Annotated in this window: 19 protein-coding genes; 7 read left to right on the top strand and 12 right to left on the bottom strand. The window is 71.7% G+C overall.

From position 1 onward, the window contains the following. Positions 1 to 30 precede the first annotated feature (30 nt). The 7 genes from ACIPY5_RS04815 to ACIPY5_RS04785 all read right to left on the bottom strand — a co-directional run bounded on the left by ACIPY5_RS04815 (position 31) and on the right by ACIPY5_RS04785 (position 6,621). Complete coding sequence (locus ACIPY5_RS04815; protein ID WP_400967318.1) at positions 31 to 303, bottom strand: hypothetical protein; 273 nt, start codon at positions 301 to 303, stop codon at positions 31 to 33. A gap of 21 nt (positions 304 to 324) precedes the next feature. Beyond that, positions 325 to 582, bottom strand: a complete 258-nt coding sequence (locus ACIPY5_RS04810) for a hypothetical protein (RefSeq protein ID WP_400967315.1) — start codon at positions 580 to 582, stop codon at positions 325 to 327. A 144-nt stretch (positions 583 to 726) separates the two neighbouring features. Next, positions 727 to 2,148 (bottom strand): DUF1116 domain-containing protein, encoded by a 1,422-nt coding sequence (locus tag ACIPY5_RS04805; RefSeq protein WP_400967312.1) that lies wholly within the window; start codon positions 2,146 to 2,148, stop codon positions 727 to 729. Beyond that, on the bottom strand, positions 2,148 to 3,695 hold the full coding sequence (gene fdrA / locus ACIPY5_RS04800) for an acyl-CoA synthetase FdrA (protein WP_400967310.1): 1,548 nt from the start codon (positions 3,693 to 3,695) through the stop codon (positions 2,148 to 2,150). Before fdrA ends, ACIPY5_RS04805 begins: the two co-directional genes overlap by 1 nt. Before the next feature lie 18 nt (positions 3,696 to 3,713). Further along, entirely contained in the window at positions 3,714 to 4,322 is a 609-nt protein-coding gene (locus ACIPY5_RS04795; protein WP_400967307.1) for an ankyrin repeat domain-containing protein, read from the bottom strand. After that, a complete protein-coding gene (locus ACIPY5_RS04790; protein ID WP_400967304.1) occupies positions 4,319 to 5,626 on the bottom strand; it encodes a purine-cytosine permease family protein in 1,308 nt (435 codons plus the stop codon). The genes ACIPY5_RS04795 and ACIPY5_RS04790 overlap by 4 nt, the downstream gene beginning before the upstream one ends. After that, entirely contained in the window at positions 5,626 to 6,621 is a 996-nt protein-coding gene (locus tag ACIPY5_RS04785) for a DUF2877 domain-containing protein (RefSeq protein WP_400967301.1), read from the bottom strand. The genes ACIPY5_RS04790 and ACIPY5_RS04785 overlap by 1 nt, the downstream gene beginning before the upstream one ends. Before the next feature lie 145 nt (positions 6,622 to 6,766). On the opposite strand from ACIPY5_RS04785, the gene ACIPY5_RS04780 reads away from it, so the two are divergent. Genes ACIPY5_RS04780 through ACIPY5_RS04770 form a run of 3 tightly spaced genes read left to right on the top strand, consistent with a single transcriptional unit; the run spans position 6,767 to position 9,704 of the window. Next, positions 6,767 to 7,711, top strand: coding sequence for a carbamate kinase (locus tag ACIPY5_RS04780; RefSeq protein WP_309340889.1), 945 nt, complete (start codon positions 6,767 to 6,769; stop codon positions 7,709 to 7,711). 51 nt (positions 7,712 to 7,762) lie between these two features. Then, positions 7,763 to 8,431 carry a GntR family transcriptional regulator gene (locus tag ACIPY5_RS04775; RefSeq protein ID WP_400967297.1) on the top strand — a complete coding sequence of 223 codons (669 nt, stop codon included), beginning with the start codon at positions 7,763 to 7,765 and terminating at the stop codon, positions 8,429 to 8,431. 49 nt (positions 8,432 to 8,480) lie between these two features. Continuing rightward, entirely contained in the window at positions 8,481 to 9,704 is a 1,224-nt protein-coding gene (locus ACIPY5_RS04770; RefSeq protein WP_309340885.1) for a pyridoxal phosphate-dependent aminotransferase, read from the top strand. A 17-nt stretch (positions 9,705 to 9,721) separates the two neighbouring features. On the opposite strand, the gene ACIPY5_RS04765 is transcribed toward ACIPY5_RS04770, so the two are convergent. Together ACIPY5_RS04765 and ACIPY5_RS04760 are read right to left on the bottom strand one after the other, a co-directional pair. Then, positions 9,722 to 10,975 carry a CpaE family protein gene (locus tag ACIPY5_RS04765; protein WP_400967293.1) on the bottom strand — a complete coding sequence of 418 codons (1,254 nt, stop codon included), beginning with the start codon at positions 10,973 to 10,975 and terminating at the stop codon, positions 9,722 to 9,724. Further along, positions 10,972 to 11,589 carry an SAF domain-containing protein gene (locus ACIPY5_RS04760; RefSeq protein WP_400967289.1) on the bottom strand — a complete coding sequence of 206 codons (618 nt, stop codon included), beginning with the start codon at positions 11,587 to 11,589 and terminating at the stop codon, positions 10,972 to 10,974. Before ACIPY5_RS04760 ends, ACIPY5_RS04765 begins: the two co-directional genes overlap by 4 nt. 96 nt (positions 11,590 to 11,685) lie before the next feature. Between ACIPY5_RS04760 and ACIPY5_RS04755 the strand changes: the two genes are divergently transcribed. Then, entirely contained in the window at positions 11,686 to 11,964 is a 279-nt protein-coding gene (locus ACIPY5_RS04755) for a helix-turn-helix domain-containing protein (RefSeq protein ID WP_400967286.1), read from the top strand. 223 nt (positions 11,965 to 12,187) lie between these two features. On the opposite strand, the gene ACIPY5_RS04750 is transcribed toward ACIPY5_RS04755, so the two are convergent. Further along, a complete protein-coding gene (locus ACIPY5_RS04750) occupies positions 12,188 to 12,784 on the bottom strand; it encodes a hypothetical protein (protein ID WP_309340877.1) in 597 nt (198 codons plus the stop codon). Positions 12,785 to 12,920: 136 nt separating this feature from the next. Between ACIPY5_RS04750 and ACIPY5_RS04745 the strand changes: the two genes are divergently transcribed. After that, positions 12,921 to 13,304 (top strand): Rv3235 family protein, encoded by a 384-nt coding sequence (locus tag ACIPY5_RS04745; protein ID WP_396652892.1) that lies wholly within the window; start codon positions 12,921 to 12,923, stop codon positions 13,302 to 13,304. Positions 13,305 to 13,365: 61 nt separating this feature from the next. Beyond that, positions 13,366 to 14,856 (top strand): histidine kinase N-terminal domain-containing protein, encoded by a 1,491-nt coding sequence (locus ACIPY5_RS04740; RefSeq protein WP_309340875.1) that lies wholly within the window; start codon positions 13,366 to 13,368, stop codon positions 14,854 to 14,856. A 127-nt stretch (positions 14,857 to 14,983) separates the two neighbouring features. Here the strand turns inward: ACIPY5_RS04740 and ACIPY5_RS04735 are convergent, their stop codons facing one another. After that, on the bottom strand, positions 14,984 to 15,232 hold the full coding sequence (locus tag ACIPY5_RS04735; RefSeq protein ID WP_045249333.1) for a WhiB family transcriptional regulator: 249 nt from the start codon (positions 15,230 to 15,232) through the stop codon (positions 14,984 to 14,986). A 252-nt stretch (positions 15,233 to 15,484) separates the two neighbouring features. Between ACIPY5_RS04735 and ACIPY5_RS04730 the strand changes: the two genes are divergently transcribed. Continuing rightward, on the top strand, positions 15,485 to 15,895 hold the full coding sequence (locus ACIPY5_RS04730) for a hypothetical protein (protein ID WP_400967280.1): 411 nt from the start codon (positions 15,485 to 15,487) through the stop codon (positions 15,893 to 15,895). Between the two features lie 2 nt (positions 15,896 to 15,897). On the opposite strand, the gene bcp is transcribed toward ACIPY5_RS04730, so the two are convergent. Continuing rightward, complete coding sequence (gene bcp / locus ACIPY5_RS04725; protein WP_309340873.1) at positions 15,898 to 16,374, bottom strand: thioredoxin-dependent thiol peroxidase; 477 nt, start codon at positions 16,372 to 16,374, stop codon at positions 15,898 to 15,900. Positions 16,375 to 16,414 lie beyond the last annotated feature (40 nt).

Here is a 16,414-nt window from a genome sequence, read left to right as displayed (position 1 = left end):
CAGGGCGCCGGCCTCCTGTCGTCGTGCTGGTCAGGCCTTCCTGCGCTGGAACTCCGTCCAGATCCCCGCGCAGTCCTCGCGGCCGCTCGTGAGGTGGATCATGTCGAGGGCGGAGGTGTCGCTGCCGTCGAGATGGCGGCGCAGGACGGTGTTGCCGACCGCGACGACGATCCGTCCGGTGGGGTCGGCGAGCGTGGCGCCGAACGGCCCGCCGCCTCCGGCGCGCAGACTTTCCAGAGTGGCCTCGACGGCGGGCGCGAAGTAGCGGTCCAGCAGGTCGGCCGGGGGAGTGGCGGGGGTCATGACTTTTCTCCTTCGACCGGGTCAGTCGCGCCGGCGGGCGGCCAGGGTGAGCAGCGCGTATCCGGCGAACCCGATGAACAGCCCGGCGAAGAACGCGAGGTTCTTGATCAGGATGTTGTGGATCGGGCCCATCCACACGGTGAGGAACTGCGTGGTCCTCCAGGTGCGGTCCTGCGGGCGGATCGGCAGCACGTCATCTGCAAATCCGCGACGCGAGTACTCCGCGACGCGCTCGGCGCCGGGATCCACCAGGGCGGGATCGAGGGGGGTCGTGGACATCCTCATCCATATCTGTCGGCACGGTGTGCGGCGCACGTGCGGGGTGGGAGGCGGCGCGCAGCGGTGATGACCCCCCGGGACGGCGTTCCGAGCCGGGGCGGCGGCCGGTGCGGACGATCGGACGCCCGCACCGGCTGTCCGGGGTCAGGCGATGCGGTCGGCGAGCGTCAGGAGCGCCTGCTGGAACGCCTCGACCGGCGGGTGCGTGATGCCGGCGCCGATCATGCCGATGCCGGGATCCTTGTGCGCGATCGCGGTGTTGATGATCGGGAGGATCCCGGTCTCCATGACCTTGCGCACGTCGATGCCGGTGGGCACGCCCATGAAGTCGAGCGCCGGGATGGTCACGTTCGGGTTGTTCCCCGTCGTGATGGCGTTCATCGTGCGCGAGTAGCCCATGGCCTCATCGACGGTGCCGCCGACGAGCGCGACGATCGCGGGCGCCGCGGCCATCGCGAAGCCGCCGATGCCGAAGGTCTCGGTGATCGCGGAGTCGCCCATGTCGAGGCCGGAGTCGGCCGGGGTGTACCCGGCGAACATCGGGCCGACGACCTGCTGCGCCGGGCCGGTGAACCACAGGCCGCCGGTTCCGGAGACGCGGATGCCGAAGTCGACGCCGTTGCGGGCCATCGTGGTCACGACCGTGGAGTTCTCGATGCCGTTGGCGGCATCCAGCGACGCCTTCGCGGTGACCATCCAGGTCGGGCCGGAGAAGTAGTCCGACGAGGCGACGAAGTCGAACACCTCGCGTTTCTGCTTCGTCGTGAAGTCCGTCTCCAGGATGTAGGGCGCGAGCGCCTGGATCAGCAGGGTCGTGCCGGCCACGTTGCGATTGTGCGCCTCGTCGCCCATGTGCAGCGCCTGCGAGAGCATGAGCCGCAGATCGATGCCGTCGGTGTTGAGAGACATGGCTCCCGCGAGCACGGGGCCGAACACGTCGCGCATCCAGGTCAGGCGGTCGATGACCGACTGATCGTTGGCGCCGAAGCGCAGGATCTTCGAGAGCTGCTCGGAGAGGTTCGTGAACGCGAGGTTGCCGTGCGTGCGGTTGCGCACCTGGTGCACCCACATGCTCGCGCTCGTCACCCCGGCCATGGATCCGACCGACTGGTGCTCGTGGCACGGCGAGAACGTGATCTCCCCGGAGGAGGCGAGTTCGAACGCCTCGTCCAGGCCCTTGGCGAGCCCCTCGAAGACCAGGGCTCCGGTGACGGCCCCCTTCATCGGTCCGGACATGCGGGAGAACGCGATCGGCGGCCCCGCGTGCAGGATCGTCTTCGCGGTCATCCCCGGGATGACGTCGATGGCCTGGCCGAAGCCCTCCAGGAACGGCTGCGCGGCGAGGATGCGGCTCAGCGCCTCCTGGTTGGCGGCGTCGATCCTCGCGGCGACGTCCGGATCCTCGAGGCGGCCGAGCGCGGCGATGACCTCGGGGTCCCCGCCGCCCGGCGGGGTCCAGTCCATGAGCACGGGGCTCACGCCCTGCGCCTCGAGGTCCTCGGCGAACATGTCGAGGCCGAGGTTGACCGGCTTCAGCGCGGATCCGAACAGTTCGTTGACGCTCATCAGTGGGCACCTTTCGCGACGAATTCGCGGGCCAGCAGCCCGAGGTTGGTGGAGGAGGAGGCGATGGTCACGCCGGCGGCTTCGAGCTTCTCGACCTGGGCGGTGATCGCCGGGGTGTCGAGGTCGGTGCCGAGCACGTAGCCGAGGATCTCCAGATGCTGCCCGCGGGCGGCGGCCTTCGCCTTGGCCTCCCGGATCGCCGGGATCGTGACGCCCACCGGATCCTCGTGCGAGCCGAAGCCGAGGATGAAGTCCATCGCGATCACGCCCACGGTGGGGTCATCGGCTTCCTGCACCAGTCGCTGCAGGCGCAGGGTCGGATCGATCATCGGGTGCGGACGGCCGTTGGTGAAGTCGTCGTCGCCCATGTCGAGGAAGGTGTGCGCGCGGGAGGCGTCCCTCGCGCCGAGGATGCGCGCCGGGTCCTTCTGGATGTTCGAGTACACGTCGTCGTACACGGCGAGGGCCGCGAACATCGCCTCGTCGCACAGCGTGCCACCGCAGAAGAGCCCGCGCACGTAGAGCTGCTCCGGCGCGAGCTTCGCCCGCACCTCTTCGATCAGAGGGAGGTTCAGCGGACGCGTGTCGAGCGCGGACTCCTCGATGCCGCTCGCCACCACGGCGGCGATCGCGGTCGGCTTGGTCCCGGACACGAGCGTCACGTTGTCGTAGCCGCTCTCGGTGCGGGTCGATCCGAGGAAGGTGACGATGACGGGCTTGGACGCGGCCCCGGCAGCGGCGAGCACCGTGTCGGCGACCTCCTCGGCCGGGGGCTTCGAGACGACGACGATCACGGTCGTCTCCGGATCCGCGTCGAGCGCGGCGATGCCGTCGACCATCGAGATGCCGCCGATCTCGGTGCTGAGGTCGCGACCTCCCGTGCCGATCAGCTGCGAGACGCCGCCGCCGAAGTCGTGGATCCGCACACTCAGCTCCTGGCTTCCGGTGCCCGAGGCGCCGACGATGCCGATCGAGCCGCGGCGGACGGCGTTCGCGAAGGCGAGGCCTGTGCCGTTGATGATCGCGGTGCCGCAGTCCGGGCCCATCACGAGCAGGCCCTTCTCGTGCGCGAGCGTCTTGAGGGCCCGCTCGTCCTCCACGGACACGTTGTCGGAGAAGATCATGACGTGCTTGCCGGCGTTCAGCGCCTTGCGCGCTTCGCGGGCCGCGAACGCGCCGTTGACCGAGATGAGCACGAGGTTGCTGTCGGGGATGTCCGCGAAGGCGCCGTCCAGGGTGCGGTAACGCACCTCGGCGGCGCCGGCGGTGCGCTTGTCCTTGCGGGCGAGGATGCCGTCGACCGCGTCGATCGCCGCGGCGATGGTGTCGTCCGAGGCGTCGATCACGATCATCAGATCGCTGGGCCTGGCCTCGTCGATCGCGGCGTCCTGCACGCCCACGTTGAGGAGGACCTCCTTGTTCATCGGCGTCGCCATGCCGAGCAGAGCCTGCGTGACGCCGTCGACCGCGTTCGCCCTGGTGCTCATCGACATGAGCGAGACGGAGTCGAGGTACGTGTTCTTCCTGATCTCGATGTGCCGGGTCATCGTGTTCCTTTCGGGGTCTCAAGCACGCGGGCGCTCGAGGATGGCGACGATCTCGTCGTATCCGCGCTCGCGGGCCAGGTCGGCGGGGGACGTGCCCCACGGGTCGGGCATGCCGGGCTTGGCGCCGTGCGCGAGCAGGAGCTCGACGATCTGCTGGCGCACCGGCCCGCCGTCGCCGAGGATGATCGTCTCGATCAGCGCGGTCCAGCCCAGGTTGTTGGTGAGGTTGACGTTGATGCGCGTGTTCTCCAGCAGGTAGCGGACGACCTCGAGGTGCCCCTTCTCCGCCGACGGGGTGAGCCCGTTGCCACCCATCCGGGTGAGCCGCTTGAGATCGGCTCCGGCCTCGGTCATGGTCCGTACGAGTTCGAGGTCGTCGGCGATGCAGCCGAACAGGAACGGATTGGAGCAGGTCTGATCCTGGGCGTCGATGTCGACGCCCTCCGCGATCAGCGCGCGCACCACGTCGAGGTGGCCGCCGCGCGCGGCGGCCAGGATGGCGGTCGCCTCCTCGCGGTCCACGGCGTCGCGGTCCGCGCCCTCGGCGAGGGCGGCGCGGACGCCCTCCAGGTCGCCCGCCGCGGCGGCGGCGAGGTAACGTTCGTCGGCGCTGTTCGAAGCGTTCATCGGATCGTCTCCTTCATGAGGTCGGTCTGCGAGCGGGTGAGCCGCTCGAGGGCGAGATAGGCGAGGCACCCGACGACGAGGCCGACGACGGCATCGCTCAGCACGGGGGCGAAGAAGTGCGAGAGCAGCGCGGCGCCGGCGCCGATCGCCCAGGCCACCAGAGCGGTGAGCCGGAACCGCTGCGGCGGCCGGCCGGCATTGCGCTTCGCGAGGATGATCTGGTCGGCGATGAGCACGGCGCCGAGCGGCGGCACCAGCACTCCGAGCAGGGCGAGCCAGTTCACGAAGTAGTGCCAGGCGCCGAGCACGGCGACCAGGGTGCCGATCACGCCCAGGATGAGGGTCAGCACGCGCATCTTCGAACGCGTCAGATGGGACCATCCCAGCGCGCCGTTGTAGAGGCAGTGCGTGCACACGGATCCGAGGTTGATCACGACGAACAGCAGCAGGAACACGTCCAGCAGCGGATTGCGGGTGCCGGTCAGGATGGGCGCGAAGTTGCCGCCGTTCACGGCCGGGGACGCGATCGCGCCCGCGGCGACGAAGAGCGCCCCGCTGAGCTGGGCGACCAGGCTCGCGACCGGGAAGGCGGTGACGGTGGCGATCACGGCCTGCTTGCCGGTGCGCGCCCAGCGCGTGAAGTCGGCGGTCATGGTGCCGGAGTCCGCGAAGGTCGCCATGATCGCGGTCACCGCGACGCCGAACGACATGGCGCCGCCGCCGACGCCGGTGTAGCCGAAGACGGCGGAGAAGTCGTGGTTCTGCGCGGCGATGCCGATCGCGATGAGGACGGCCGCGATGAACAGCGGTGCGGCGATCGCACCCAGCACGGACAGGGCGCGGATGCCGAGGTAGGTCACCGCGATGAAGACGAGGCCCGCGAGGGCGGCGACGAGCGACTCGTTCCATCCGAACGCCGTGCTGAGGCTGTCGCCGGTCGCGCCCGTGTTGAACGCGAACCATCCGACCACCACGGTCGAGAGGAATCCGGACGCGATCGCGTAGCCCGCCGTGCCGAAGGTCTCGGTCGCCTGCAGCGAGAAGCTCTTGCCGGTGCGGCCCGCGCGCCAGCTGAGCAGGCTCACGTAGACGAACATGATCGCGTTCGCGGTGAGGATCGCGCCGACGCCGGGCCAGAAGCCCAGCATCGCGACGACGAGTCCACCGGGCACGGCGTTGGTGAGGATCATCGGGAAGCCGAACCACACCGCCGAGACGGTGAAGAGCGACTTCCGGTGGCTGAGCGGCACGGGCTCGTGCTCGAACTCACCCGTTGCGGTCTCCGCGGGGACGGTCTCGGTCATCACGCATGCTCCTTCGGAACGATCCCGGACGACGCGGTCGCGGGGAGGGGTGTGGAGGCGGAGCGCAGTGCCGCCTCGGTGCGCAGGGCGAGCCGGACGCCCGAGAGCATGTCCGTGCCGGAGGTGTGCCCGATCCGCGCGACGCGCAGCGCCGCGTCGCCGATGCGTTCGCCGTCGCCGTCGCGGACGGCCCGGATCAGGTCGTGCAGACCCTGCTGCGCGCGGGCCTCGAGCGCGTGGCGGAGGGTCGCGACGCTCAGGAGGGTCGTGCGCTCCTCCTCGTCGTCGAGTGCCGCCGCGAGCGATGCGAGCGCGCCGTGGAGCCTGGTCCCGCGGTGAGCGCTCACGAAAGCGAGCCCGGTCAGCACGTCGTCCCCGGACGGCGTCAGGCCCTCGCCGAGTCCGAGCAGCCGTGCCGCTGCCGCGGTGACGGCGGAGGGATCCCGCTGCCGCAGCGCGTCCTCGAGGGCGCTCACCCGTGCGGCGAGCAGCGTGGCGGCGGCGATGCCGAACGCGGACTGCGGCGGCGGTACGGGGATCGCCGCGATCCGCTCCTCCGCGCGCAGCAGCTGCGCGCCCGAGAGCGCGCACAGGCAGATCTCGGACGGCGCCCATGCGGTGGCCGATGAGGTGAGCACGGCGATCGGTCCGTGGACGGTCTCGATGCGGAACCCGTCCGGACCGATCGAGGCGGGATCGCCCTGACGCACCGCCAGCGCCGTCCAGTCCTCGACGGGGACGCGGACCGTCGAGGGTGCGTCGTAGAGCGCGGCGGAGACGAGGGCGACGAGCTCGTCGCCGACGCGGAGGTTCACGGCGCGACGATGCACCGAGTGCACCCGCACGGCGGCGGCGGCCGGCGCCGCCCGGTCGGGGCGGCGCCGGGCCAGCACGGACGGGGGATGCACGTCGGCGGCGGCGCGCGAGAGCGTCTCCGCGAGCGCGGCGTCCCAAGTGATCGCGCGCAGCGCGATCGGTGTGGCGACAGGGGTCATCGTCTTCTCTCCGAGGCCTTCCGGACGAGGTGGGCGTCGGAGAAGGCGATCAAACTGTTCTCTCGAATGTATACCATTGTTTCAAATGGAGTACCATTTCAGATCGAGCGGGTCGCTTCTGCGGCCCCAGCGAAGGAGAGACCAGATGCGTGTCGTAGTGGCACTCGGGGGCAACGCCCTCGCCCGCCGGGGCGAGCCCATGACGGCGGAATACCTGCGTGCCAACGTCAAGGCCGCGTGCGAGGCCCTCGCGGCGTTCGCGCGCGACAACGAGGTCGTGATCACGCACGGCAACGGCCCCCAGGTCGGCCTGCTCGCATTGCAGAACCTCGCCTACCAGGACGTCGCCGCGTACCCGCTCGACATCCTCGGGGCGGAGACGCAGGGGATGATCGGCTACGTCGTGCAGCAGGAGCTCTCCAATGCGCTGGGCGGCGAGCGTGAGGTCGCGGGCATCATCACCACCACCGTCGTGGACGAGGCGGATCCGGCTTTCGTGCGCCCCACCAAGCTCATCGGCCCGCAGTACTCCGCGCACGACGCCGCCGAGGCCGCCGCCGAATACCGCTGGACGATCGCGAAGGACGGCAACGCGTTCCGCCGCGTCGTGCCCTCGCCGATGCCGCTCTCGATCGTGCAGGCGCCGCTCATCCGTCGTCTGCTGGAGGCCGGCAGCCTCGCTGTGTGCGTGGGCGGCGGCGGAGTCCCCGTGCGCGTGGACGCGAAGGGCCGCCACATCGGGGTGCAGGCCGTGGTGGACAAGGACCTCGCGAGCGCCGCGCTCGCCGCGGACATCCAGGCCGACACCCTCATCATGCTCACCGACGGCGACTACGTGAGCGAGAACTGGGGGACCCCCGAGCAGCGCGACATCCACACGGCGTCGGCCGACGCGGTCGCCGCGATGTCCTTCGCCGAGGGATCCATGCAGCCGAAGATCGACGCCGCGATCCGCGTCGCCCGGGCCGGGGGCCGCACTCTCATCGGTCCGCTCGACCGCTTGGACGACCTGCTCGCGCGCAGGATCGGCACCGAGATCGTGCCGACGCTCAAGGAGGGCATCCGCTGGGTGGAGACCGCGAAGGCCTGACCGGCGCGCCATCGTCACGGGACACGGACCGCGCGATGGAAGAATGGGCCCGTGACCAGCACGGATGAACGTCAGCTCGAATCCACGCGGATCGCGTCGTGGTTGCGCGACGCGATCCTGGACGGCGTGCGCGCCCCCGGCGGGCGCCTGATCGAACGCGACCTCGCCGCCGAGTTCGGCGTGAGCCGGGTGCCGGTCCGCGACGCGCTCAAGGTGCTCGTCGCGGAGGGGCTCGTCGAGCTGCGCCCGCACACCTGGGCCGTGGTCCGCGAGTTCACGGACGCCGACCTCGCCGACCTCGACGAGGTGCGCGCGGTGCTCGAGCCCTTGGCGTTCCGGCTCGCGGCCGAGCGGCACCGGCGCGAAGGCCTCGCCCTGCTGCAGCGGTCGCTCGAGGAGGAGGAGACGGGCGCCCGCTCGGGGGACGGCATCGGATCCCGTCGCGCTGCGGCCGACTTCCACGAGATCGTGACCGATCTCGCCGAGAACCGGCTGCTGAGCGACATGATGAAGGGCATCCGCAGCAGGCTGCGCTGGGCGCTCTCCCAGCACGACGACCTGCAGCACATCAGCGGAGAGCACGTCGAGCTGTTCGAGGCGATCAAGGCGCGCGACGCGGAGCGGGCGGCGGCGCTCGCCGCGGCTCATGTGGAGAGCAGCCGCCGGGCGCGCATCGCACATGTCGAGGCGGTCCGCGCGGGCGCGGCCGGCGTCGAGTAGCGCGACCCGCGTGCACGAGGAGGCCTCGCGCGGGCGGTAATCTTGCCCGATGACACCGAGAACCTTCGACCAGTCGTCCAAGCTGAAGAACGTCCTTTACGAGATCCGCGGCAACGCACTCGTCGAGGCGGCGCGGCTGGAGGCGGCAGGCCACTCGGTGCTCAAGCTGAACACGGGCAACCCCGCGGTCTTCGGGTTCGAGGCGCCGCAGCAGATCGTGCGCGACATGCTCGCGACGCTGCCCACCGCGCACGGCTACAGCGAGAGCAAGGGCATCATCTCCGCGCGCCGCGCCGTGGTCAGCCGCTACGAGCAGGTCGACGGCTTCCCGCTCGTCGACCCCGAGGACGTCTACCTCGGCAACGGGGTCTCCGAGCTCATCACGATGACCATGCAGGCCCTGCTCGACGAGGGCGACGAGGTGCTCATCCCCGCCCCGGACTATCCGCTGTGGACCGCGATGACCAGCCTCGCCGGGGGCACCCCGGTGCACTATCTGTGCGACGAGGAGAACGGCTGGAATCCGGATCTGGAGGATCTGCGCTCCAAGGTGACGCCGCGCACCAAGGCGATCGTCATCATCAACCCGAACAACCCGACGGGTGCGGTGTACTCGCGCGAGGTGCTGCAGGGCATCGTGCAGGTCGCGAGGGAGAACGACCTGCTGCTGCTGTCGGACGAGATCTACGACCGGATCCTCTTCGACGACGCGCAGCACATCCCCACCGCGACGCTCGCGCCCGACCTGCTCTGCCTGACCTTCAACGGACTCTCCAAGACCTACCGGGTCGCCGGATACCGGTCCGGCTGGCTCGTCATCACGGGTCCGCAGCAGCATGCGAAGGGCTTCATCGAGGGGATCACCCTGCTCGCGTCCACGCGACTGTGCCCGAACGTGCCCGCGCAGCACGCGGTGCAGGCGGCGCTCGGCGGCGTGCAGTCGATCGAGTCCTTGATCGCCCCGAGCGGACGCCTGCATCTGCAGCGCGACGCCGCCTGGGAGGGGCTGTCCGCGATCCCCGGCGTCAGCTGCGTGAAGCCCACGGGGGCCCTGTACGCGTTCCCGAAGCTGGATCCGAACGTGCACGAGATCCACGATGACGCCAAGCTCATCTACGACCTGCTGGTCGCGGAGCGCATCCTGCTCGTGCAGGGCACCGGTTTCAACTGGGCGACGCCGGACCACCTGCGCGTGGTGACGCTGCCCGAGCCGCGCGTGATCACCGAGGCGATCGAACGCCTCGGGAACTTCCTCGCGAGCTACCGGCAGTAGCCCGGAGCCGGACCGGGTCAGGCCGTCGCCGCCGCAGCCCCGAGACGCCGTTCGCGCCGCGTCCCGGGGCTGCGCTCGTCGCGCAGCAGCGCCGCGGCGAGGGAGCGCACCGCGGCCGTGAACGCGGAGCGTCCCGCCACCTCCGGCACAGGCCTGGCGTGCAGGGCCGCGGCGTCCAGCGCGCGCCGGTCGTACGGCAGGAATCGCACGTCGTGGATGCCGGAGAACCGGTCCAGGGCGCGCCGTATCTGACCGCGGGCGTCGATGCCGAGGGGGCCAGGGCGCACCTTGTTCACGGCGACCGTGACGGGGACGTCCCCGACCTCGGCGCGCAGCTCCGCGTAGCCGCGCACGAAGCGGGCGATCCCGAGCGGGTCGGCGGCGGCCACCGCCACGATGCGATCCGCGCTGCGCAGGGCGGTGAGCGTCGCGGCGTTGCGCCGGGGACCGTCCAGGTCGCTGCTAATCTCCTCGTCGGCCTCGAGCGAAGCCGCGACATCGACCAGCGTGACCGCGCTCCAGCGCCGGCAGGCCTCGAGCGCCGCGTGCAGGCGCGCGGCGGAGAGCTCGGGCCAGCGCGAAGGGCGGTTGATGCCCACCAGCACGTCGACGGTGCCGCCGGAGGACTCGGCCGGGCGGGAGAGCCTGCTGAGCTCGGCGCCGTCGAGAAGGCCGAGCTCCGCGCGTCGGCAGGCGGCGGCGATGCCGGGGCCGTCGTCGGTGAGGCCCAGCATGAGCGCGAGCGCCGGCGCGTGCGTGTCGGCGTCGACGAGGGCGACCCCGCGGTCCGGGGCGGCGAGGAGCGCCGCGAGCTGCACGGCGACCGTGCTGCGGCCCGGCGCGCCGTGCGGACCCCACACTGCGATCAGCCGGTGCGGCGAGGCTGCTGCGGTGGGTGGCTTCCCCCTCGCCTCGTCGCCGTCCGGGTCCCCGTCGTGGAGCGCGTCCGCGACCTGCCAGCCGCTCGCGGAGGAGGGCAGCGGCGCACGGAGGCCGTGGCGGTGCGCGAGGCGGGCCGCGGCCGGCCCGTCGCCCAGGGTCAGGATCCGCACGCCGGCGCGGTCGCAGGCCCCGCGCAGCGCCGGGCTCAGCCACGCCCGCTCCGCCGGGATCAGCAGCGCCTCGGCATCGCGGAGCTCCTCGGCGTGTGCGACCAGGCGCGCGGCCTGGGCCGGCGGCAGGCGCGCGATCACGGCGACGCCGGCGAGCTCCAGCTCGCCCGCGAGCGTCTCGGCGCGCTCCGCGGGAAGGGCCAGGACGACCCCGGTCACGAGCGAGCCCGGACGGGCACCACGGACAGGGAGGATCCGCCGGTCAGCGCCCCGAGCACCTCGCCGACCTGCGTCCGGCTCACCACGAGCTCGAGCGTCGTGGCCTTCGCCGACAGCGGTCCGTCGTCTCGATCGACCGAGGCGACCATCGCCTCCGGCAGCAGTACGTGCGGCGCCTCGAAGCCCTTGCCCTCGGCGCGCGGGTCGGCCGCCCACAGCTCGACCACGGAGCCCCGGCCGATCGAGCCGGGGACCGGCACGGTGCTGCGCACCACGACCGAGGTGGTGCGCCCGGCATCGGCGCCGGCGGCGGCGGTCGCCGGCACGAGCTCGCCCTCGGCGATCGTGCGGGTCGCGATCAGGCCGGGCTCGAGCGTGGCGGGGGTGAGGTAGCCGGAGCCGACAGGGCCGAGCGCGACCTCGACCACGCGCACGTCGGCGGAGGTGAGCGGATCCCCGGGGACGATCGTGCGCGCGGCCTGCAGAGCGGGACGGGTCTGCTTCGCCGCCCCCACGATCAGCCAGACGCCGGCGACCGACAGGACGATCAGGGCGAGGCCGATGAAGAAGCGCAGATCGGTCCAGGGCCGGCGAGCGGCGCGTGCGGTGCTCATGCGCCCATGGTCGCAGAATCCGGATCCGGACGAGGAAGTTATCCACAGCATCCCGGCCGTCGCCGCCGATGCGCCGACGCGGAGCACAATGGAGGCATGCCCGACGCCTCCGCGCATGCCGTGCGCTTTCTCGCCCCGGCACAGGTGGCCGAGCTGCTCGGGGTGCAGGTCGACGAGATCGTGGAGCTCATCATGCAGAGCCGGCTGCGCGGCGCGAGGCTCGGTGCTCCCGCCGTGTGGCGGGTCGAGGAGGCCTCGATCGCCGAGTACCTCTCCGAGCAGGCGGAGGACGCACGGCGCAGGGCGCTGTGGCGGCAGGCGAATGCGGCGAGCTTCCCCGAGCTGTGGGGCCCGCCGGTCCGCCTCGCCGACTGAACCCCGGCGACCGGGCCCGGCGCGACCCGGCCGCATCGATCGGATCGTCCCCGTGAGGGGAGCCCCTGGCGTGCGCTGGTGGGGACGACTCGGAAAGGTGGGGTCGCCGCGTTCGGGGCGTCCCTGTGAGCGGGGCCTCTGGCGTGCGCTGGTGGGGACGACTCGGAAAGGGGCGGAGCGGGCAGGAACGGGGGAGGGACGGAGGAGGAACCGGGGAGGGGGATCAGCGGAGGGCGGCGGCGAGAGCGTCGGTGCTGAGCGAGAGCACCGAGGCGAACGGCAGGATGCGGAACCCCGCGACCGCGCGCGCCCGCCGGGGCGAGCCCGCGTCGTGCAGCGCGAGATCGAGGTGGTCGGAGCCTGCGCGGTCGATCGTCCCCGCCAGCACCGTGCCGGAGCGGGTGCGCACCGTGACCCCGCTGCGGCGCCGCGCGAGGTCGCGCAGCACGAACCCGAACGTCATCCGCTCGCGCAAGGGCGAGAGCGGTGCGGTGGCGGCGCTGCTGCTCAGCAGCGCCCCGTGGTCGAGCGCCCACGACTCCACGGCGTGCGCGGGCAGCAGGACGATCCCCGGCGCGCCCTGCGGCTGCACGGCCGTCCAGTCGGCGCCGACCGCGCGCAGGCGGCCGTGCACGCGGGTGGCGTCGGCGAGCACCGCGGCGACCGTCCCGCCCTCGTCCGTGAGCGCGCCCAGCCGGGTGCGCAGGTCGAGCCGGGCGATGCGCAGACGCTCGGACTCGGCGTCCAGGGCCGCGCGCTCCGCCTCCCAGCCCGAGGCCACCTGGTCCTCGAGGTCTTCGAACAGCCGGTCCCACTCCATGCCGTCGAGGCTAGGGGATGCGCCGCCGACGGCATACGGGTTGTCCACATGACTGGGCGGATACGCCCCGGAGCGCCGGCGGGCGTGCTCGAATGCGAGTCACGCCATCCGAGTCTCGAGGGGGAGAACGCCGATGATGACGCTCGAGGATTTCGCGCCGCAGCCCACGCCGAGTGCGGAACTGCCGGATCCGACTCCGCTTCTGCAGAGCCTGACGCGCGGCGTCCTCGAGGTGCTGGCCGGAGTGCGCGAGGCGGATCAGCTCGCCCGCTGGTTCACCGAGGACGCGTTCGTCGTGCTGACGACGCGCGCGAACCTCTCGGCGAGGGCGAGGAGCGCACGAGGGGTGACGCCGGCGAGGCCGGTCTTCCGCATCCTCTCCACGCACGTGTCCTCGCCCGCGGACGGGGTCGTCGAGGCCACGCTGATCGTGCAGACCCCCGGGCGCACGCGGGCCGTGGCGGTGCGGCTGGAAGGGCTGGATCGGCGCTGGCGGGCCACGTCGCTGGCGATGCTCTGAGCGCTCTGCCGCGCCCCTGCCCGCGCATGCGGGGCGGGGGATACGCCTTAGGCTGTGTAGGGTGTCGACACTCAGTGATCTCGCCCAGGCCCAGGGCTGCCTCGAAGACGAAGACGTCGAATGGCTGCACCGACTCGCGAGCGACGGGCAGCTGCTGGCGGATCTGGCCTCCGCGGACATCGTGATCTGGATCGCGACCGCCGACGGATCCTTCATCGCAGTCGCGCACACCCGGCCGAGCGGTGCGGCGACCCTGTTCTACCGCGACATCGTGGGGGAGCGGGTGCGGCCGCAGTGGCGCACCCAGGTGCAGGGCGCGTTCGACACCGCGGAGATCGTGGACTCGGCGAATCCCGACTGGTTCGAGGAGACGCCGACGAGGGTGCGGGCGGTGCCGATCGTCCGCAGCCGCAAGAGCGGCACCGACGGCGAGCGCCCGCGACCGGTCGGCGTGCTCACGCGGCACACGAACCTCGGCGAGGCGCGCACGCCCTCGAGGCAGCAGATCACCTTCAACGAGGCCGCAGACGACCTGTTCCGGATGATCTCCGGCGGGGAGTTCCCCGACCTGTCCGCGCCGACCTCGCCGCGCCGTGGCGCCCCGCGCGCCTCGGACGGCCTGATCCGCATCGACGTCGACGGCGTCGTCACCTTCGCGAGCCCGAACGCGCTGAGCGCGTTCAATCGGATGGGCTTCGACGAGGAGCTCGAGGGGGAGTCCCTGGTCGAGGTCACGACGCGCATCGTGCCGCCCTCGCGGCAGGTCGACGAGTCGCTGCCCGTCGTGGTGACGGGGCGCGCACCGTGGCGCACCGATGTGGAGGCGCGCGGGGTCACCGTCTCGCTGCGGGCCATCCCGCTCAAGGACCACGGCACCCGGATCGGCGCGATCGTGCTGTGCCGCGATGTGTCCGAGCTGCGTCACCAGGAGCAGGAGCTCATCACCAAGGATGCGACGATCCGCGAGATCCACCACCGGGTGAAGAACAACCTGCAGACGGTCGCGTCGCTGCTGCGGATCCAGGCTCGCCGCACGCACTCCGAGGAGGCGCGCGACGCGCTGACCCAGGCCATGCGCCGCGTCGAGTCGATCGCCGTGGTGCACGACACCCTCGCGGGAGGCCTGGCGCAGAAGGTCGACTTCGACGAGGTGTTCGCGCGCGTGCTGAAGCTCGTCGCGGAGGTCGCCTCCGCGCCGAACACGCGGGCGCGCACCCAGTCGACGGGACGGTTCGGCGTGCTGCCGAGCGAGTACGCGACCCCGCTCGCGCTCGCCCTCACCGAGGTCGTCACGAACGCCGTCGAACACGGTCTCGCGGGGCAGGAGGGCCTGGTCACGATCGAGGCGCAGCGCACCGATGAGAACCTGCGCGTAATCGTCAGCGACACCGGACACGGTCTGCCGGAAGGGCGGATCGGTCAGGGCCTCGGTACGCAGATCATCCGCACGCTCATCCAGGGCGAGCTCGGCGGGACGATCGTGTGGGAGGGCTCGGACGGCGAGGGCACCAGGGTCACGATCGACCTCCCGATGCGCTGGGTGAACGGCTGAGCCGACACGACGTCCGTCCGCTCGGCGGACCTGCGACGTGCCGGCTCCTGGCGGGACGGGGACGCGCACGGGCGCAAGCCGGAGCCTGCGCGCTGCTCGCCCCTCCCGAGTTCGACCCCGGCGGGGGTCAGCCCGCGCGGCGGGCGCGGGCGGCGCGGCGCTTGAGGGCGCGGCGCTCATCCTCGCTGAGTCCGCCCCACACGCCCGAGTCCTGGCTGGACTCGAGGGCGTACTGCAGGCAGACCTCGGTGACGGTGCACCGGGCGCACACGGCCTTCGCCTTCTCGATCTGATCGACGGCCGGACCGGTGTTCCCGACGGGGAAGAACAGTTCGGGGTCGACGGTGAGGCAGGCGGCCTTGTCGCGCCAATCCATGGGGGCTCCTCAGTGTGGAAATGTCATGGGCGCGCGAGTCTCGCGTGCCCGGAATTCGAAGGCGGCGTTCGGGGGGTCGACGCCCATCGGTGATGCGAGCGGATGCTCGCCCCACGCCGCTGTGGGAGCACATGGCTGTGATCTATTCTCTTACATGAAAGGCGAACGATCAAGGATTTTCTGCACTCCGTGTGAACGGGAGGCGAACCGCGAGCGAACGCCATCGTCCCGAAACCCCCTCAGGAGCCCCGCATGCGCCCGTCGAGACTGACCATCGCGGCGGCGGCCGTGCTCGCCCTGGAGGCGCTGGCGCTGCTCGTGGTCACCCTCATGGAGGTGTTCGGGCTGAGCTCCGGCGCCGCGACATCGCTGCCCTCCGCCCTCGGGCTGATCGGTCTCAGCGCGGTGGGCGCCGTCGGGCTCGGCGCGCTGTCCTTCGCCGTGCTGCGCGGGCGGTCGTTCGGGCGCAGCGGTGGAATGGTGGTGCAGACCCTCGCGATCGCGGTCGCGCTGAGCGCTCTGACGGTCCGGCCGTTCCCGGTCGTGTTCGTGCTCGCGCTGGTGGTCCCCGGCGCGATCGGCGCTGCGCTGCTGTTCCTGCTGACGCGGCGCGCGGGGGCCGAGGCCCGCCGGAGCGCCGACGCCGAGCACCGGGACGACTGAGGTTACGCCGCGAGCCCCACGAGCTTGCGGATCCGGGCGACGTGTCCGGTGGCCTTGACGTTGTAGAGGGCGTGCGCGATCACGCCGTCCCCGTCGATGACGAAGGTCGAGCGGATCACTCCCTGGATCACCTTGCCGTAGTTCTTCTTCTCGCCCCACACGCCGTAGGCGTGATGGACGGCGAGGTCGGCGTCGCTCAGCAGCGGGAACGACAGCGCGTCGCGCTCGGCGAACTGCGCGAGCTTGGCCACGTCGTCGCGGGAGACGCCCAGCACCGTGTACCCGGCGCCCTGCAGCGAGGCGAGGCTGTCGCGGAAGTCGCAGGCCTCGGTCGTGCACCCTGGCGTCATCGCGGCGGGGTAGAAGTACAGGATGACGTTCCTGCCGCGCAGATCGTGCAGCGAGACGGACGCGCCGTCCTGGTCCTGCAGGGTGAAGTCGGGGGCGAGGGATCCGGGTTCGAGGCGCTGCGCAGTCACGGTCCCAGGCTACCCGCATGCACGGGAGAGGATCCGCTCG

The organism is Microbacterium sp. NPDC089698 (genome assembly GCF_044749045.1).
GTDB lineage: Bacteria > Actinomycetota > Actinomycetes > Actinomycetales > Microbacteriaceae > Microbacterium.
This window is presented reverse-complemented; position numbering and strand designations above follow the sequence as displayed.

Excerpts from the sequence above, each read along its gene's own strand:
- ACIPY5_RS04745 (WP_396652892.1), top strand. The coding sequence starts at position 12,921 with ATGACGCTCGAGGATTTCGCGCCGCAGCCCACGCCGAGTGCGGAACTG.
- ACIPY5_RS04785 (WP_400967301.1), bottom strand. The coding sequence starts at position 6,621 with ATGACCCCTGTCGCCACACCGATCGCGCTGCGCGCGATCACTTGGGAC.
- ACIPY5_RS04755 (WP_400967286.1), top strand. The coding sequence starts at position 11,686 with ATGCCCGACGCCTCCGCGCATGCCGTGCGCTTTCTCGCCCCGGCACAG.
- ACIPY5_RS04795 (WP_400967307.1), bottom strand. The coding sequence starts at position 4,322 with ATGAACGCTTCGAACAGCGCCGACGAACGTTACCTCGCCGCCGCCGCG.
- fdrA (WP_400967310.1), bottom strand. The coding sequence starts at position 3,695 with ATGACCCGGCACATCGAGATCAGGAAGAACACGTACCTCGACTCCGTC.
- ACIPY5_RS04735 (WP_045249333.1), bottom strand. The coding sequence starts at position 15,232 with ATGGATTGGCGCGACAAGGCCGCCTGCCTCACCGTCGACCCCGAACTG.
- ACIPY5_RS04750 (WP_309340877.1), bottom strand. The coding sequence starts at position 12,784 with ATGGAGTGGGACCGGCTGTTCGAAGACCTCGAGGACCAGGTGGCCTCG.
- ACIPY5_RS04790 (WP_400967304.1), bottom strand. The coding sequence starts at position 5,626 with ATGACCGAGACCGTCCCCGCGGAGACCGCAACGGGTGAGTTCGAGCAC.
- ACIPY5_RS04780 (WP_309340889.1), top strand. The coding sequence starts at position 6,767 with ATGCGTGTCGTAGTGGCACTCGGGGGCAACGCCCTCGCCCGCCGGGGC.
- ACIPY5_RS04770 (WP_309340885.1), top strand. The coding sequence starts at position 8,481 with ATGACACCGAGAACCTTCGACCAGTCGTCCAAGCTGAAGAACGTCCTT.
- ACIPY5_RS04760 (WP_400967289.1), bottom strand. The coding sequence starts at position 11,589 with ATGAGCACCGCACGCGCCGCTCGCCGGCCCTGGACCGATCTGCGCTTC.
- ACIPY5_RS04815 (WP_400967318.1), bottom strand. The coding sequence starts at position 303 with ATGACCCCCGCCACTCCCCCGGCCGACCTGCTGGACCGCTACTTCGCG.
- ACIPY5_RS04730 (WP_400967280.1), top strand. The coding sequence starts at position 15,485 with ATGCGCCCGTCGAGACTGACCATCGCGGCGGCGGCCGTGCTCGCCCTG.
- ACIPY5_RS04810 (WP_400967315.1), bottom strand. The coding sequence starts at position 582 with ATGTCCACGACCCCCCTCGATCCCGCCCTGGTGGATCCCGGCGCCGAG.
- ACIPY5_RS04805 (WP_400967312.1), bottom strand. The coding sequence starts at position 2,148 with ATGAGCGTCAACGAACTGTTCGGATCCGCGCTGAAGCCGGTCAACCTC.